Here is a 17733-nt window from a genome sequence, read left to right on the forward strand (position 1 = left end):
AACACAACAATATTTGACTGGCAATAATCGCATCGTTACACTCGATTGTTATAAAATAATCAACAGCCAGTCAACTATGCGTCCAGTTTTTGTTCTGCTTGCAGCCGCCCCTGCCCTCGTCTTTGCCGCACCTGCCGCCAAACTGCAGCCCGATGCCCCGGGCTTCAGCCGTAACCCCAGCCTGCCCCGCTGGATCGCCCCGCTGGCCGAAGTTCCAGCCACCGAGCGCACCACGCCTGTCGTAACGCGCCTGAGCGAGACGCAAACGCTGCTCGCGGCCACGCCCGCCACTCTGTACAACCGCGCCATACAGGTCAATGATTCGAGCGAACTAGGGAAAATCGGCCAGAGCCTGATCAGCTACTTTTCCCAGTACCAGAAATTGACGCTGCATCGCGTGATGATTTTGCGCGGCAGCCAGCAGATCGACCACACGGCCAGCGTCAGCATCCGCCCCATGCAGCGCGAAACGGAAATCGAAAGCGGCATGCTCGGTGGCGCCACCACGCTGCAACTGCTGCTCAATGATGTGCGCATCGGCGATACGCTCTGGCTCACCTACACCATCGAAGGCGAAAATCCCGTAATGGGAAAATTCTGGTCCGGCGACTATAGCTGGGACAGTCTCTACCCGGTCGAACGCCGCGCCATCACCGTGCTACATCCACGCAACCGCCCGCTGCAATGGCGCCAGCTAGGTGACTTCCATAGCGAAAAACTGACGCCGAAAATCGATACGCAAGGAGAGCTGGTGCGCATCCGCTTCGCAGGCCATGCCATCGAAGCCGTGGAGCCGGAACCGTCGATTCCGGCCAGCTACCTGCCAGTGCGCATGCTGCAGCTAAGCGAATATCAGGACTGGCAGGGCGTGGCCCGCTGGGCCGACAGCCTGTTCCCCAAACTGCCTGCCAGCCCCGCCCTGAAAGCGCTGGTCAGACAGTTCAGCCAGCAAAGCGATGCAGCCGGTCGCGCAGCCGCCGCACTGCACTGGGTGCAGAACGAGATCCGCTATTTCAGCGTATCCATCGGCGAAAACTCGCACCGCCCGCAAGCGCCCGACGTGGTGCTGCAACGTCGCTATGGCGACTGCAAGGACAAGAGCTATCTGCTAGTAAGCCTGCTGCGCGAACTCGGCATACAGGCCCAGCCGCTGCTGGTCTCGGCCAGCACGCCCCAGTTCCCCGCCAAAGTGCTGCCATCCGCGAACTGGTTTAACCACGTCATCGTACAGATCAGCATAGACGGCAAGGACTACTACGTCGATCCTACCCGCATCAATCAGCCCGAACCACTGGCAGCCCTGCCGATTGCCTTCCCCGGCGCGCAGGTACTGGCTGTCAACGCAAGCACCACGCAGCTGAGCGCAATACCCGAGCGCAGCGAAACTCTGCCGACGTTCGAGCACAGGGAAGAGATCACCATCAAGGATTTTAATGGCGCAGCCACTCTGGTCAGCCGCGATATCTATCGCAGCACATATGCCGATGCCATGCGCAGCTACTTCAGCAAGCTCTCGGCCAACGAACAGAAAAAAGCCGTGCTGTCCAAGTACGAGAAGCTGTATCCGGGCGTAAGCCTGCAGGGCACACCGAACTACCAAGATCTGATGCAGGACAATCGCATAGAAATTACCAGCGAACTGCAGCTGCCCAAGGCCATCAGCCTGAAAGATCATGCCTACCACGTTGCCATGAGTAGCCAGATACTCGACGGTGCGCTCGACATCCCTGCCAAGCTGGTACGCAACTTCCCGTTTGCGCCAGCGGGCGGTCTGTATAGCGGGCGCTATCGCCTGCAGATCCACTGGCCCGAGCAGGTGCGGCGCAACGACCAGCCCAGCCAGAAAATGATCGACAACCCGTATTTCCAGGCACGCGAAGAATTCGGCCTGCGCGGCGCCGACGTCGATTATCTGTTCGACTTTCACATCAAGCAGCGCGAAGTGCCAGCTGCCGCCTTGCCCCAGTTAGGCGAACAGGCACGCCTGCTCAACGAGTTTGTGGAAGGATCGCTGCGCGTACAGGAAAGCGCAGTTGAAAAAGAAGCCTCCCGCAAAGTCTCCATGCGCGATCTGGAAAGCCTGCGCGACAGCTATCAGATAATGGAAATCATCGAGCAGGTGCGCGATAAGAAGGACAGCGAGATCAGCGCGGAACAGGCCTGCACTTTGCTCTATCTTCAGCATGATTTGCATGAATTCATCGGACCCGATGCCATCCAGATGGGAAAACGCATGGAGCGCAAGCTCAATGCCGGCAGTGCCGCCGCACCGGCCGAATGCATGATCCGCCTATGGCTGGCGCGCGGCAACAGCGCCGAAGCGCTGGCCTCCGCACAGCGGCTGCAGGAGGCCGGCACTAGCGATCTGCTGCAACGGGAACTGGCATGGGCTGACTACTATGCCGGCAACACTGCTGCTGCACTAGAGCGCATGAGCCGCTACCGTGCGGCGCGTGAACGCAGCAACGGCGGCATGATCCAGAGCGCCGATGCCGCCAGCCACATCGCACTGCTGCAGCGCGCCGGTCTGGCCTTGCCCAGCGATCTGGAACAGTTCGCCCGCGACATACCCGACGGCCCATGGCCACGGCCGATACTGGCCATGCAGCTTGGTCTGATCAGTCAGCAAGATCTGCTCAAGCAGGTTGACGCCATGCGGCGCGACCTGCAGGCGCTGGCTAGGGAAGAAGCGTGGTTCTATATCGGCCAGCGCCGTCTGGCTGATAAAGATCTGGCAGGCGCGCGTCTGGCCTTCAAATGGGTAAAAGGTCACGGCCTGCGCAACCAGCCATTGGCTCGACAGGCCCAGCGCGAACTGCAGCGCGATCTTAGCGAAGACAAGCTGGCAGCAGCTGGTCAGCAGGCAAAGCTGAACAAGGATTATCCCAGCGCCGTGGGCTACTGGCAGCGAGGTGCGGCAGGCGGCAGCGCGGCCAGCCAGTACGCGCTGGCCATGGCCAAGCTGGGTGGCATCGGCACCCAGCGCTCGACCAGTGAAGCCGTGCAATTGCTGGAACAGGCCGCGGCGCAGGACTATCCGGAAGCACAGACGATGCTGGGGCTGCTGTTTGGCGAAGGCGAAGGTGTTAAGCGTGATGTGCCCAAGGCACTGGCACTGCTGGAACGCAGCGCCGCTAAAGGCGAAGCGGCCGCGCAACAGGAACTGGGCCGGCGCTATCGTCATGGGGACGGCGTGAACACCGACTACGCGCGTGCCCTGTACTGGCTACAACTGGCGGCCGATCAGGGCCGGGACGAAGCCATGGCCGAACTGGCGGCCATGTATAGCAATGGCGAAGGCATCGAGCGAGACCATGATCTGGCTATGTACTGGAACCAGCGCAGCGCCATCTATGACAACATCAGCGCGGCATTCAATATTGCCTATGCACTTGAAAACGGCAACGGCGCGCCCGTCGATTACAGCCGCGCCATGACACTCTACCGGCTCGCCGCAGAGCGGGGCCATGTTACCGCCATCAACAATATCGGCGCACTGTACGAGAATGGCTATGGTGTACGACAGGACTTTGCAGAAGCCATCAAATGGTACCGCAAGGCCGCCGACAGGGGCATGGCCCTGTCCATAAAAAATCTGGCTGTCATGTACAAAGAGGGGAACGGAGTTGCCAAAGATATGCAGCAGGCAGAAAAGCTGTTCCGTGACGCGGCCGAGCGTGGCAACGCCTACGCCAGTTCCGAACTGGGCTACATTTATGACACTGTCAAGAACGATGTCGAGCAGGCACGCCTGTGGTACGAAAAAGCCGCAGAACAGCACCACCCTATGGCGGAATACAATCTCGCCATCCTGTACGGCGGCACGCGTCTAGGCAAGCCTGATCTGCAGAAAATGCGCTACTGGCATCAGCGGGCAGCAGACGACGGTGATGAAACCTCCCAATTCATCTATGGCCGCATCCTCGTTTTCGGCATCGGCACCAAGGCTGATACCAGTCTGGGTTTGCAGTACCTACAGAACGCAGCAGATCAGAACAATGCCGATGCACAGGGCCTGCTGGGACGCTTACTGATGTTCGGCATCCGTACCAAAGCCGATCCCCTGAGGGCCCACCAATTGCTGGTAAAGGCCGCCAATAATGGCATCGTCGATAGCATGCTGGATCTGGGCGACTACTACGAATCTGGCAGGGGTGAGAAGATCGACTATCCGCAGGCAGCGCAATGGTATGCCAAGGCCAGCGAGCATTCGCTGGAAGGCACGGTGAAGCTCGGACATCTGCTGACGAGCAAAAACCTCGATCCTGCACGCGGCCAGCGCCTGCTTGAAGACGCTAATAAACAAACCAGCGCGGCGCAGTATCAGCAACTGGCAAAAATTTACGCGGATATCCAGCAGCGCGATAAGGCTGTGTGGGCGTATGAACGTGCTCTCGAACTGCTCCCCCAGACCGGCGCAATTGACGATAAGCTTAGCCACACTATTTTGCAGGGATACAGCAAATATCTGCAGGACATCCATCGTCATAACGCAGCGCTGCCTTACGCCGAGCGCAGCCTGACACTGGCGCAACAGCTGTACCCGGCGGATGACGATGATCTGCTTGAAGAAACCGAGAGTGTCTGCGACCTTTATCAGATGACCGGACAATACCCTAAAGCCGAAGCCTGCTATCTCGCACTGTTGCAACATAAAGAGCGCCTATCTGGCGCACGCAGCGCTACTGTTGCGGAACTTTTACACAGCATCTCGGGACTCTATCAGGCCATGCAGCATTACGAACAGGCTTATGACTTTGCCCGCCGTGCGCTGGAAATCAATCAGTCGGTTAACGGCGCCGGACTCGATGGAACCGAACGTAATCTGGCCGTCGTGGTGGCGGAAATGGGCCAATATCAGCAGGCAGAGAAGATGCTGCAGTCACTCATCAACCGCCTGCAGTCAGATCCGGAAAAAAACCAGTACAAGATAACCAGCGCTGAGCACCTAATGGGGGAAATCTATCTACGCTGGGAACACAACGAACAGGCCGACAGCCTGCTGCAGACGGCACTGACCAGGACACAGGCGGTTTCCCCTTCCAACAAGGACTACATCGCAACGCTACAGAATTCACTGGCACGCAGCCGTATTGCACTGGCACGTTACGCCGACGCCGAGGCATTGCTGGCGCAGGCACGCCAGCAGCAGGAAAGCTCGGCGCCTGACGACGCCGCCACCCACGACGTCAACCGCTTCCTTACCGGGCGTTTGCTGAACCAGCAGAACCAGTATGAACGCGCGCTAACCAAACTGAAAGAAGTCCAGCACCTGCGCGAAACCATGCCTATCTACGGCAAGTGCGATGTGGCCGAAGTACTGCAGGAAATCGCCGTCAGCTATCAGGGTCTGGGGCAAACGGACAGCGCACGTGCCGCTTTGCAGGCTGCACTCGAGATGCGGCTGGCAGTGCTAGGCGCCCAGCATCCGCATGTGCTGGAAATCCGGCGCCAGCTGGCTAACCTGAATAGCAAAAAGATCTAAGATTGGTGCGCCGAGGTAACGTCCGCCATATCTACCTGAACGCCGACCAGCCTGCGCTCGGGTAGATGCGCTGCGAACCTGCCTCACTCTGCACGCCTACTGTGGTGTGGATGCCACGCTAAAATCCACCAGTCCCGAACGGGCTGCCAGGTGCATCAGCTTGAAGTCGTTTTCTGCATTCAGCTTTTGCCGGATCAGGGTCAGGTAGTTCAGCACCGTCTTGGGACTCAGGTGCATCAGACTGGCGATATCCTGTACCGACTCGCCGTGCACCAGCAGGCGCAGCAACTCGAACTCGCGCGGCTTTAAGCCATGCACGCCTTCCTCGCTGGCGGCGGGCGCCAGCGCCTGCATATCGCGCGACAGCACTCGGTGCCCGGCCATCACGGATCGGATAGCCGCAATCACTTCTTCCGGTTCGCTGCACTTGGTCAGATAGCCATGTGCGCCGGCCTTGAGCGCCTGTACCAGATGGCCTGCATCGTCGTGCATGGACAGCACCAGCACGCGCAGGTCCGGCTGGCGAGCCAGCATGCCGGCAATGGCTTCTAGTCCGCTACTGCCCTTCAGGTTCAAGTCAACAATCGCCACCTCGGGGGTGCAGCGCGCCAGCAAGGCATTGGCTTCTGCCACCGTGGCGGCCTCCCCTACCACCTCGAAATCCGTCTCCGCTGAGAGCAGACGGCGGTAACCGCTGCGCACCAGTGCATGGTCATCGACCAGAACGATGCGTATCATGATGCCACTCCTGCCGCCATGGCGACGACCGAACCAGGCGTCCGCGCTAGCGGAAACTGCGCATGCAGATGCAGCCCGCCTGCTGGCGCATGCCAGACCCGCAGCTGGCCGTCCACCATGGCGATGCGCTCGCGCATGCCTAGCAGACCGCCCTGCCATTGCAGGTCGGACGGTAGACCACAGCCATCATCCATCACGTCCAGCAGCAGCATGGTGGCACTGGCTTGCAGCTGCACCGTGCAACTACAGGCGCCGCTGTGCCGCACTACATTAGTCAGAGCTTCCTGCACCACCCGGTAAATCACCAGCGCCAGCTGCTCGTCCACCTGCGGCAATGCCGGTGGCAAGGCCAGTTCGAAGCTGATGCTAGTCTGCCGGCTGCGCCAGCCCTGTAGCAGATCCACCAGCGCCTGCTGCAAGCCATGTGTGCTCAATCCGTGGGGACGCAGATTTTTCAGCATGCCGCGCAACTGGCCGCTCCCCGTGCGCAGTTCGCGCCTCAAGTCCGCCGCACATTCAGCCACTTGGTCTGGCGCCATACCGGCGGCGTGCCGCTCCAGATGGGCCGCCGTGACATTCAGCGCCGTCAGCGTCTGCCCCATTTCGTCGTGCAGCTCGCGCGCCAGCGTGCGTTTTTCATCTTCCTGCACCGTCATCAACTGGCGTGCCAGCGCCTGCTGGGCGGCCCGCGCGCTTTCCAGCGCCTTGGCCAGATAGTCTATCGCACGGGCTACCCGGCCAAACTCGCGCAGGGCAAAGCGGGGCAAGGCCGGATCAGGCTCACCCCGCGCCAGCCGGTGCAGACTGGCTTCCAGTTCCCGCACGGGGCGCAGGGCGCGGTCGGCGCTCCACCACGCCACCAGCAAAGTTGTACCAGAAAAGAACAACAGGGTGCTCCAAAGTCGCACAGTGTCCGCCAGCCGCTCGCTGATTTCCGAACGGGGATAGGGGGCGATGTAGAGCGTTTGCTGGCCGATGCGGATCTGCTGCTCCGGCTGGGCCGGCATCAGCCCCTCCAGCCCCAGCCAGCGTGGCAAGGCATCTGGCGCTGTGCGGGCCGCTGGCTGCCCCTCGGTACGGATACTCAGATGGCGCAGGCGCGCCTGTGCCAGCAGAGGTTGTAACGCCTGTCCGCCATCGGGCGCCATGCTGCCCGCCGCCAGCAGTACCCTGACCAGATGGCTGGAAGCCTGCACCTCGGCCTCCACATCGGCACGCAGCGAATAGAGCTGAACCAGCGCCGTCACCGCCAGCAGTGCGGCAAGTAACAAGCTGAGCGATCCGACCAGACGGCGGCGCAAATCCATGATGTCCCCCTCGTTTTGCATTTTATGTAGCGAGAGTTCGCAACTTCCATGCCAAGCACTACGCACACCAGATCGGGAATTTTTCCCTAGCCGGCAGGCCGGGGCGCTTGAAATAATCCGCTAAAACCAAAGCCGCACAGCCAAAAAAATTCAGGAGACGCCAGCATGCCAACCACCCCACCTATCTGCTACCCGCGATTACAGCCGCAGCGCCTCGCTCTAGCCATCAGCGCCATCTGCCTCGCCTTTCGTGCATGGGCCGCAGAAGGCGACGCCGCCGCGCCGATGCAGACGGTGGAAGTGATCGGCACCACGCCGCTGGCAGGCGCCGCACTGGCACGCGAACAGGTGGCTGCGCATGTCCAGCATCTCGATAGCAGCGATCTGGCTGCCCCCGCCAGCAGCAATCTACCGGACGCGCTGAATCGCAAACTGGCCGGCGTCACCCTCAACGAAGTACAGGGTAATCCTTACCAGCCCGATGTCAGCTTCCGTGGCTACACTGCGTCGCCCCTGCTCGGCACCCCGCAAGGACTGGCGGTCTACCTTGACGGCGTGCGCATGAACCAGCCCTTTGGTGACGTCGTGAGCTGGGACCTGATTCCCCATAACGCGATTGCCTCGCTCGACCTGCTGCCCGGTTCCGATCCTCTGTTTGGACTGAATGCGCTGGGCGGTGCGCTGGTCCTGCGCAGCAAGGATGGTCTGCACGACACAGGCAGTACGCTACAGCTGCAAGCGGGCCGTTATGACCGCAAGGAGCTGGCCTTCGAACACGGTGGCCACGATGCCAGCGGCTGGCACTGGTTCACTGCTGGTAATGGCTACCAGGAGGACGGCTGGCGCGAAGCCTCGCCTACGCGGCTGGGCCAGCTGTTCGGCAAACTGGGCTGGGCCGACCGCCACACCGACATCTCGCTGAGCAGCGCAATCTCTTCTTCCAGCCTGACCGGTAACGGTTTGCAGGAAGGACGTCTGCTGGAGCGCGACTACGCCAGCGTTTACACCCGCCCCGACCAGACCCACAACCACGGGCTGATGCTGAACCTGCAAGCTAATCACCGCGTTAGCGAGCAACTACAGTTTTCCGCCAACGCCTATTACCGCCGCCTGAAAAACGACACCCTGAACGGCGACATGAACGACGACTCCCTCGATCAATCTGTCTACCAGCCGAATGCAGCCGAACAGGCCGCACTGGCTGCTGCCGGCTATACGGGTTATCCGGCCAAAGGTGCCACGGCGGCCAACACGCCTTTCCCCTACTGGCGTTGTCTGGCCAACGTGCTACGCAAAGACGAACCGGCAGAAAAGTGCAACGGACTGCTTAACCGCAGCGCCAGCGAACAGCACAACGCCGGCTTCGGCGCGCAGGCCACCGTGTCCGGCGACTGGGCCGGCATGCCGCAGCAGCTCACCGCAGGTATGGCCTTCGACAGCAGCCATACGGAATTCCGCCAGTCCTCGCAGTTCGGCTATCTGAATCCGGACCGCAGCATCACGCCGGTCAACTTCTACGCCGACGGCAGCGAGATCGACGACAGCGGCATGCCGGTCGATGCGCGTGTCGATCTGGCCGGACGCACCCGCACTGCCAGCCTGTACGCCAGCCAGACGCTGAGCCTCAGCCGCTCGCTGCATCTGTCCCTGTCGGCCCGCTATAACCGCAGCAGCGTGCATAACCGCGATCACCTCACGCCCGGCGGCGGCCCCGGCTCGCTCGATGGCGATCACCGCTTCAGCCGCTTCAATCCGGCGCTCGGTGCGAGCTGGGATATCACGCCCGCAGCGAACTTCTACGCCCGCATCAGCGAAAGCAGCCGCACACCGACCGCCATCGAACTCGGTTGCGCCGATCCGGCCAACCCGTGCAAGCTGCCCAACGCTATGGCTGGGGATCCGCCGTTGCGTCAGGTGATCACGCGTACGCAGGAAGCGGGCCTGCGCGGCACACTGGCACGCAGCATAGACTGGAACGCCAGCCTGTTCAGCGCCAGTAATCGCGACGACATCCTGTTCGTCGCTGACGATAGCGCCGGCTACGGCTACTTCCGCAACGTAGGCGCCACCCGGCGGCGCGGTGTAGAGCTGACGCTCAACGGCAAGAGCACGCAACTGGACTGGTCGGCCGGCTACACCTATCTCGATGCCACCTTCCGCAGCAGCGAAATACTCGGTGGTGCAGCCAACAGCAGCGCCAATGCCGATGGCAACATCACCATCCACAGCGGCGACAGGCTGCCGCTGATCGCACGCCACAATTTCAAGGCCAGCGCCGAATGGCACGCCAGCACTGCATGGACACTAGAAGCCGATATGCGTGCCGTGTCAGGCGCCAACGCACGCGGCAACGAAAACGGCCAGCACCAGCCGGACGGGGTACATTATCTGGGTTCCGGCCGCATGGCCGGCTATACCCTGTTCGATCTGTCGGCCACTTATGCGGCCAGCCCGCAATGGCAGTGGTTCGCCCGCGTCAGCAACCTGTTCGACCGCCGCTACGCCAGCGCTGCACAGCTCAACGCTACCGGCCTGACGGCAACGGGCAACTTCATCGCCCGTCCGTTCTCGGCCAGCGGCGACAACCAGAGCGTGCTGCATTCCACCTTCTACGGTCCCGGCGCGCCGCGCACCATAGCTCTCGGCCTGCGCTATAGCTTCGGTGGCTAAAGCATAGCCTCTGAGGAAAATTGCGCCTTAGCTTGATGTAATCGATATGCCCTATCTTTCCAGTCGCGGTGACGGGTGCCATAGTGGAAGGCCCTTTCATCGCTGGCGACTGGACTATGACGGACTTTCCACCACGGCAGGGCTATCAACTTCCCACCTACCCCGAACAACAAAGCGGCTACAGAACACAGGGGTTTGCCACACCAGTCCAGGACAAACTTCCACAGACATTCGATATTCCACCCAGACGTGTGCTGCCGATCATCTTCCTGCCGGGGATCATGGGCTCCAACCTGCGCATGAGCGCGGAGCGCCAGCAACAAATGGGGAAATCGAACAATATCGCGTGGCGCCCCGATAACGCCATCGAGTCTGCCAAACTGGGCATGGCGAGTGCACGAATACGCCAGTTGCAACTAGACTTTGAGAACACTGAGGTCGATGAATACGATCCGGCTAACAACCCGACTGGCAATCCTAACGAAACTTCCACCGACCGCAACGGCAACGTTTCGGTGAATTTCTTTTACGCGCTCAACGTAGGGATAGATACGCCGCTACTGTGCGATGATCCGGCCTCCGCGTCACCGCGCAAAAGTAAAGACCAGAAGGCACGCGAACGCGGCTGGGGCGAAATCTACTTCGATTGCTACAGGACACTGCTAGAGACCTGCGAACTGGAATTGAACACCGCCTTCCATTATGGCTTTATGAACGAGCGATGGAAGCAGATCGTCGGTGTGCCGCCCTCAGTGTGGCAGGCGCATCCCCAACCACCACTGGAACCGCTGGATCGAAACACTCTTAAAGAGACCGTCGAAAATATCTGGTTTCCTGTGCATGCGATGGGATACAACTGGCTTAACACTAGTGCTGCTTCAGCACGTCGCCTGGCCCAACGAATAAATGTACTCATTAAGCGTTACCAGGATCAAGGCTTTCAGTGCGAGAAGGTCATTGTCGTTACTCACTCCATGGGAGGTCTGGTAGCCCGTGCACTGATACATCCAGAGATGGGCAACATGAAAGACAAAATACTCGGCATGGTTCATGGCGTAATGCCGGCGATTGGGGCGGGAGCAGCCTATAAACGCATGCGTTGTGGCTTTGAGGATAGTTTTTTGAGCATTTCGCCTAAAGTCGTCGGCAATAACGGAAATAAGGTAACGGCGGTTCTCGCAAACGCTCCTGGCGCACTGGAACTACTACCCAATCAGAATTACGGAAACGGATGGTTGCAAGTTACACACAATAATCAGACGCTATTGAGCCTGCCAGAGTATGGTGATCCCTACGAAGAAATTTATAAGCTAAAGGACGTCTGGTATGGCCTGATTAAAAATGAATGGATTAATCCAGCGCTAATTCTTCATGCGGGATTTGACCGCACGATTGAAATGCTGGAACAGACCAAAAAATTCCACTGCGACATAGCCGAAACCTACCACGAACTAAGCTATGCACATTACGGGGCCGATCCGGCAAAGGCCGCATGGTATCGAGTAGTCTGGTCACTGGATGGCGATACTCAATTCCGTGACGTAAGAAAGCTCGCCATACTTCGCGACAACAAGCAAGGCAGATTACATGTTGTCGCCCCTCCGGAAAACAGGCTCACTAACCATGATTGCAGAGCACTAACTGCGCACTTGATGCCTCCGACAGACTCTGGCGACCAGACCGTACCGACGCATTCATCTGACCACCAACTCCGCAGCGGAAAATTCAAAGGGATATTCCGCCAAACGGGCTATGAACATCAGGACAGCTACAACAACAGCAAGGTCCTGAATTCGACGCTTTACTGTCTGATTCGTATCGCCCAGACGATGAAATGGAGCAAATGATGAACTTCAGCCGCTCGTCCCATCCAAACTGGGTCTGGCTCGACCTACTGACACTATTCGCCACAGTGATGTTCTTAAAGGCCAATGCCTACCACAAATATACCTTTACAAGGCCCAACATGACCGAACTCTCCGCGCGCATATCTCCCTTATTTGAAAGGACTAAACCAGTCTGCTTCGGTCGCCTAATGATTGATGTACCAGCCACTGCTACAGTGGTGTACGGCCCCGCTGACGTTGACTTCCCTATTGTCTATATTGCCGATGAGGCCAAGCAGATCACCGCACATGTCGCAAAAGAAGTTGAGAAGTTTGAAAAGGAAAGTTATATGCTGCATGGGCTCAGTACTACTGATTTCGCCATGTACGGCAAGGTGATAGATGGTGCTGTGCAGGGGCAGAAATTGGTATTCGGTTCCAAAGGTTTCATTGACCTTACAATCGTTTCGTTCATCCCTTTAGGCAAAGACTTATATATTCAGGATGGCGGCTCCCCATTCAAGCAGATTGAAAAACATGTAGGGATCTTGAACAAAGCGGCGAAGAATTTGCGCTTGCGTGCAGAAGACGAAATACCCACAGAATCTGGTTTATGCATAGAGGGCGGATTTGCAAGGTCTGAATATGATTTTGAGAAAGCATCCATCGGCATCCGATTGAAGGAATTCCCGGATGTACATTTCTCTATCGAATCTTTAAAGAACGGCGATTACCTCGTCCCGTCCGACGATATCGAGGAACTCATAAAGGACGCCCGAGAAGTGACGCCCCACGGCCCCGGCACCTGGTACTCCAAAATAGATTTTCTGCGTCGTGGCCAGCGCCAGATCGCTCACTGGACGGGCTCAGAAGTGCTCGTTCACTTACCAGCGCAGAAAACAGCCACCTCTACGCACGAATTCCACTTCACCAGCAATGGCGCGATTAACGACCGCATTTACACCCGCCTCGACATCGAGCTTGATACGGGCGTTCAGGGTAACCGCAAGGGCGCCATCCGGCCCAGCCTTAACGATGCCGAGGCCATTGCCCTATGGGATAGACTGGTATCGACTTTGAAAATAAGACCTACCCAGCAAACGGCTAAGTAAAAAGTATCAAAAAAGCAAAAAGCCGCTGATACCTTGCGATATCAACGGCTTGAAATTTGGTTGCGGGGACAGGATTTGAACCTGTGACCTTCGGGTTATGAGCCCGACGAGCTGCCAGACTGCTCCACCCCGCGTCTGATACGAGTATTATAGGCCAGATCGGCAATTTAGGCAATATTAATCCCGAAATCGCTGGCGATAGCCCGAATAAATGCAGCCAGAGGCCCCTCGCAGCCATGCCGTAGCGGCCCCATTCAGTGTAAAGTAGCTGGCGTGAGCATCCTTATCATCCCCGGCTACCCTTTATGAAATTCTGTTCCGAATGCGCCTCCCCTGTCAGTCTGAAGATACCAGCAGGTGACAACCGCCCCCGCTACGTCTGCGACAGCTGCGCTGCGATCCACTACCAGAACCCGAAAATGGTACTGGGTACGATCCCCGTATGGGAACAGGATGGCGAACTCAAAGTGCTGCTGTGCAAGCGCGCCATCGAACCGCGCTATGGCTACTGGACCCTGCCCGCCGGCTTCATGGAAAACAATGAGACCACGGGCGAAGCTGCCCTGCGCGAAACCCGCGAAGAAGCGGGCGCCAATGTCACTCTGGGCAAACTATTTACCCTGCTCAACGTCGCGCGCGTCCATCAGGTGCACATGTTCTATCTGGCAACACTGCAGGATCTGGACTTTGCCCCCGGCGAAGAGAGCCTGGACGTGCAGATGTTCAGCGAAAGCGAAATTCCGTGGGACGATCTGGCCTTCCCCACTATCCAGACCACGCTGGAACTGTTTTTTGCCGACCGCGTCAAAATCCGTAAAGGCGGCGACTACGGTTTCCACACGCAGGATCTGACCCGCCCCATGCGCTCGGACGGCGAGACCAAGTGATCCCCTGGCTAGACCACGATACCCCTTTTCCTGACGTCAGCACGGCGCTGACGCAGGATGCACCGGGCCTGCTCGCTGCCGGTGCTGACCTCTCGCCCGAGCGCCTGCTGCTGGCTTACCAGCATGGCATCTTTCCGTGGTTCTCCGAGGGCCAGCCCATCCTGTGGTGGAGCACCGATCCGCGCATGGTATTGAAGACCGAACAGTTCCGTATTTCCGACAGCCTGAAAAAAACCCTGCGCAAAGTAGAAAAAGACCGGCTAGCCGGCGGCCGCTGGCAAATACGCTTCGACAGCGCCTTCGAACAGGTGATGCGTGCCTGCGCCGCCCCGCGCAAGGATGGCCCCGGCACATGGATCTCGCCGGACATCATCGCCGGCTATTGCGGCCTGCACCGGCTGGGCTACGCCCACTCGGCGGAAGTCTGGCTGGACGGACAGCTGGTGGGTGGCGCGTATGGAGTTTCAATCGGGAAAATGTTCTACGGCGAATCGATGTTCGCCCGCGTCACCGATGCCTCCAAGATCGCCCTCGCCTATCTGGTGGCCTTCCTGCGCCGGCAAGGCGTGCAGGTGATCGACTGCCAGCAGGAAACCGGCCATCTGGCCTCGCTGGGCGCCGCCCCCATCCCGCGCGCAGCGTTTCTGGCGCATCTGCGCCACAGCATCACCTTGCCGCAGATCGGCGACTGGCAAGTGATTGCACCGCTGCCCGCTGCCGGTTAAGCTAGCCATACGCCAAGCGCCAGCAGCGCAAAGCTTCCGCTTGCGCTATGATGAATGCCAACTGAACCCTGCCCGACAGGCCGTGCATGACGCAACTCAACGAATTGCCCTTTGCCACGCTGCAGTTCTATACGACAGCGCCCTATCCGTGCAGCTATCTCGATGCGCGGCAGGCCCGCTCGCAGGTGGCAACGCCCTCGCACCTGATCAATGCCGATGTGTATTCCGAACTGGTGCGCAACGGTTTCCGCCGCAGCGGCATCTTCACCTACCGGCCGTATTGCGACGGCTGTCAGGCCTGCATCCCGGTACGCGTGGTCAGCCAGCAGTTCCAGCCCAACCGCAACCAGCGCCGCGCCTGGGCGCGCCATAGCGAACTGATCGCCTCGGTGGCCGCACTGGCGTTCTCGGACGAACACTACGAACTGTATCTGCGCTACCAGAACCGCCGCCATGCCGGTGGCGGCATGGATCAGGATAGCCGCGACCAGTATGCCCAGTTCCTGCTGCAGAGCCGCGTCAACACGCGGCTGGTGGAATTCCGCGATCCGGACGGCACGCTGCGCATGGTCAGCATCATCGATGTGCTGTCCGACGGCCTGTCCTCGGTCTACACCTTCTTCGACCCCGATGTGGCCGGCGCCTCCTACGGCACCTACAACATCCTGTGGCAGATCGCCCAGACCCAGGACTTGCAACTGCAATACGTCTACCTAGGCTACTGGATACGCCAGAGTCCGAAAATGTCCTACAAAACCAACTTCCAGCCACTGGAAGCGCGCATCAAAGGCCACTGGAGCGTGCTGGACGCCTGATAAAATACGGGCTAAACATCAACCGAGCCCTGTCCATGTCTGCACATTCCCTGTATTCCCTTACCCGTCCCCTGCTGTTTTCCATGGATCCGGAAGCAGCCCACAACTTCACCCTGCCTGCCCTGAAACGCGCCCACGCACTGGGCCTGACCTCCCTGATCAGCAAACCGAAGGCCGATCCGCGCACGGTGATGGGACTGACGTTCAACAATCCGGTCGGCCTTGCCGCCGGTCTGGACAAGGATGGCGCCTACATCGACGGGCTGGCAGCACTGGGCTTCGGCTCGATCGAAGTGGGCACGGTGACGCCGCGTCCGCAGCCGGGCAATCCCAAGCCGCGTATCTTCCGCCTGCCCGCCGCCCACGCCGTGATCAACCGCATGGGTTTCAACAATGGCGGCGTGGATGCGTTTGTGGCCAACGTGCAGTCCTCGCGCTTCTATCAGGACAAGCTGGGCATACTGGGCCTGAACATCGGCAAAAATGCCGATACCCCGATCGAACGCGCCGCCGACGACTACCTGCACTGCCTGGAAAAGGTCTACCCTTACGCCAGCTACGTGACGGTCAACATTTCCTCGCCTAACACCAAGAACCTGCGCCAGCTGCAAGGCGGCTCGGAACTCGACGGCCTGCTCGGCCAGCTCAAGCAAGCACAGGCCCGTCTGGCCGACCAGCACAAGCGCTATGTGCCGCTGGCCCTGAAAATCGCCCCCGACATGGATGGCGAACAGGTGAAGAATATCGCCGATGCGCTGATCCGCCACCGCATCGACGGCGTGATCGCCACCAACACCACGCTCAACCGCGATGCGGTAACGGGCATGCTGCACGGCGCCGAAACGGGCGGTCTGTCCGGTGCGCCCGTATTCGAATTTTCGAATACCGTCATCCGCCTGCTCAAGGCAGAACTGGGCGACGCTCTGCCGATTATCGGCGTAGGCGGTATCATGCGCGGCGCAGATGCCCGAGCCAAGATCGCCTGCGGCGCGCAGCTGGTACAACTGTATAGCGGCCTGATTTATGCAGGTCCTGCGCTGGTGCGCGATTGCGCCGAAGCGCTGCGCCAGCGCTAGGATCAGGCTACCGGATAGTCCCACGATAGGAATAGCATGGACAAAGTACAACTGGGCCAGAGCGCCCTCGAAGTCAGCCGCATCTGCCTCGGCACCATGACCTTCGGCGAACAGAACACGGAAGCCGAAGCGCACAGCCAGCTCGATTACGCGCTCGAGCGCGGCATCAATTTCATCGACACGGCAGAAATGTATCCCGTCATGCCCAGCGCCGGCACGCAGGGTTCGACCGAACGCTATATCGGCACGTGGCTGAAGAAAACCGGCGCGCGCAGCAAGGTGGTGCTGGCGACCAAAGCGGCTGGCCCGAACAAACAGCTGACGTGGGTACGCGGCGGCAAGCAGAACTTCGACGCCGCCAATCTGCGCGCAGCGGTAGAAACCAGTCTGCAGCGCCTGCAGACCGACCATATCGATTTATACCAATTGCACTGGCCTAGCCGTAACGTACCTATCTTCGGCGCCAGCGTATTCAAGCCCGATCACGAACGCAAGCACGTCGCCATCGAAGAAACGCTGGCGGCACTCGGTGACCTGATCAAGGAAGGCAAGATAGGCGCGATCGGCGTATCCAATGAATCGTGCTGGGGCGTGAGCGAATTCATCAAGCAGTCCGGAATGCAAGGCCTGCCGCGCATCGCCACCATCCAGAACCTGTACAACCTGACGGCGCGCCATTTCGAAACCAGCCTGCTGGACGAAACCTGCTTCCGCGAGCAGGTCAGCCTGCTGGCCTACAGCCCGCTGGCATTCGGCCAGCTCAGCGCCAAGTATCACGACAATCCGCAGGCCCATGGCCGCCTGACCATCTTCCCGCCAACATGGAGTCCGCGCTACCTGCGGCCAGCCGTGCTGGAAGCCGTGGGCCGCTATGCCAGGCTGGCACGCGATAACGGCATGACGCCGACCGAACTGGCACTGGCGTGGTGCTATTCGCGCTGGTTCGTCGCTTCCACCATCATCGGTGCCACCAGTCTTGAACAACTCAAGCAGAACATCGACGCCTATCAGGTCAAATTGCCGGCCGAGGTTATCGCCGCCGTCGATGCCATCCACGCCAGCATCACCAATCCGGGCCAGTAAGCACGGCCC

The 17733-nt window shown here is 59.5% G+C and carries 11 protein-coding genes and 1 tRNA gene; 9 read left to right on the forward strand and 3 right to left on the reverse strand.

What is annotated here, in order from left to right; all coding sequences use genetic code 11:
- Positions 1 to 76: 76 nt before the first annotated feature.
- Entirely contained in the window at positions 77 to 5485 is a 5409-nt protein-coding gene (locus GTP27_RS04005; RefSeq protein WP_161037890.1) for a DUF3857 domain-containing protein, read from the forward strand.
- A 96-nt stretch (positions 5486 to 5581) separates the two neighbouring features.
- Here the strand turns inward: GTP27_RS04005 and GTP27_RS04010 are convergent, their stop codons facing one another.
- Together GTP27_RS04010 and GTP27_RS04015 are read right to left on the reverse strand one after the other, a co-directional pair.
- Positions 5582 to 6223 (reverse strand): response regulator, encoded by a 642-nt coding sequence (locus GTP27_RS04010; RefSeq protein WP_161037891.1) that lies wholly within the window; start codon positions 6221 to 6223, stop codon positions 5582 to 5584.
- Positions 6220 to 7530, reverse strand: coding sequence for a sensor histidine kinase (locus GTP27_RS04015; protein ID WP_161037892.1), 1311 nt, complete (start codon positions 7528 to 7530; stop codon positions 6220 to 6222). Before GTP27_RS04015 ends, GTP27_RS04010 begins: the two co-directional genes overlap by 4 nt.
- Before the next feature lie 165 nt (positions 7531 to 7695).
- Here GTP27_RS04015 and GTP27_RS04020 point away from each other — a divergent pair, with 165 nt between their 5' ends.
- From GTP27_RS04020 to GTP27_RS04030, 3 genes are all read left to right on the forward strand, one after another.
- A complete protein-coding gene (locus tag GTP27_RS04020) occupies positions 7696 to 10200 on the forward strand; it encodes a TonB-dependent receptor (RefSeq protein ID WP_202416534.1) in 2505 nt (834 codons plus the stop codon).
- Positions 10201 to 10316: 116 nt separating this feature from the next.
- A complete protein-coding gene (locus tag GTP27_RS04025) occupies positions 10317 to 12047 on the forward strand; it encodes a lipase family alpha/beta hydrolase (protein WP_161037893.1) in 1731 nt (576 codons plus the stop codon).
- Positions 12044 to 13138, forward strand: coding sequence for a T6SS immunity protein Tli4 family protein (locus GTP27_RS04030; protein WP_161037894.1), 1095 nt, complete (start codon positions 12044 to 12046; stop codon positions 13136 to 13138). Before GTP27_RS04025 ends, GTP27_RS04030 begins: the two co-directional genes overlap by 4 nt.
- Before the next feature lie 57 nt (positions 13139 to 13195).
- Here the strand turns inward: GTP27_RS04030 and GTP27_RS04035 are convergent.
- Positions 13196 to 13272: transfer RNA gene (locus GTP27_RS04035), tRNA-Met, on the reverse strand.
- 171 nt (positions 13273 to 13443) lie between these two features.
- Here GTP27_RS04035 and GTP27_RS04040 point away from each other — a divergent pair.
- The 5 genes from GTP27_RS04040 (at position 13444) to GTP27_RS04060 (ending at position 17724) form a co-directional block, all read left to right on the forward strand.
- Positions 13444 to 14025 carry an NUDIX hydrolase gene (locus GTP27_RS04040; protein ID WP_161037895.1) on the forward strand — a complete coding sequence of 194 codons (582 nt, stop codon included), beginning with the start codon at positions 13444 to 13446 and terminating at the stop codon, positions 14023 to 14025.
- Complete coding sequence (gene aat, locus GTP27_RS04045; RefSeq protein ID WP_161037896.1) at positions 14022 to 14750, forward strand: leucyl/phenylalanyl-tRNA--protein transferase; 729 nt, start codon at positions 14022 to 14024, stop codon at positions 14748 to 14750. The genes GTP27_RS04040 and aat overlap by 4 nt, the downstream gene beginning before the upstream one ends.
- 86 nt (positions 14751 to 14836) lie before the next feature.
- Positions 14837 to 15565, forward strand: a complete 729-nt coding sequence (locus tag GTP27_RS04050; protein ID WP_161037897.1) for an arginyltransferase — start codon at positions 14837 to 14839, stop codon at positions 15563 to 15565.
- Positions 15566 to 15600: 35 nt separating this feature from the next.
- Complete coding sequence (locus tag GTP27_RS04055) at positions 15601 to 16641, forward strand: quinone-dependent dihydroorotate dehydrogenase (protein WP_161037898.1); 1041 nt, start codon at positions 15601 to 15603, stop codon at positions 16639 to 16641.
- A 36-nt stretch (positions 16642 to 16677) separates the two neighbouring features.
- Positions 16678 to 17724, forward strand: a complete 1047-nt coding sequence (locus GTP27_RS04060; protein WP_161037899.1) for an aldo/keto reductase — start codon at positions 16678 to 16680, stop codon at positions 17722 to 17724.
- The last annotated feature ends 9 nt before the right edge of the window (positions 17725 to 17733 follow it).

The organism is Duganella qianjiadongensis, from assembly GCF_009857915.1.
In the GTDB taxonomy this organism is placed as follows: domain Bacteria; phylum Pseudomonadota; class Gammaproteobacteria; order Burkholderiales; family Burkholderiaceae_D; genus Rugamonas; species Rugamonas qianjiadongensis.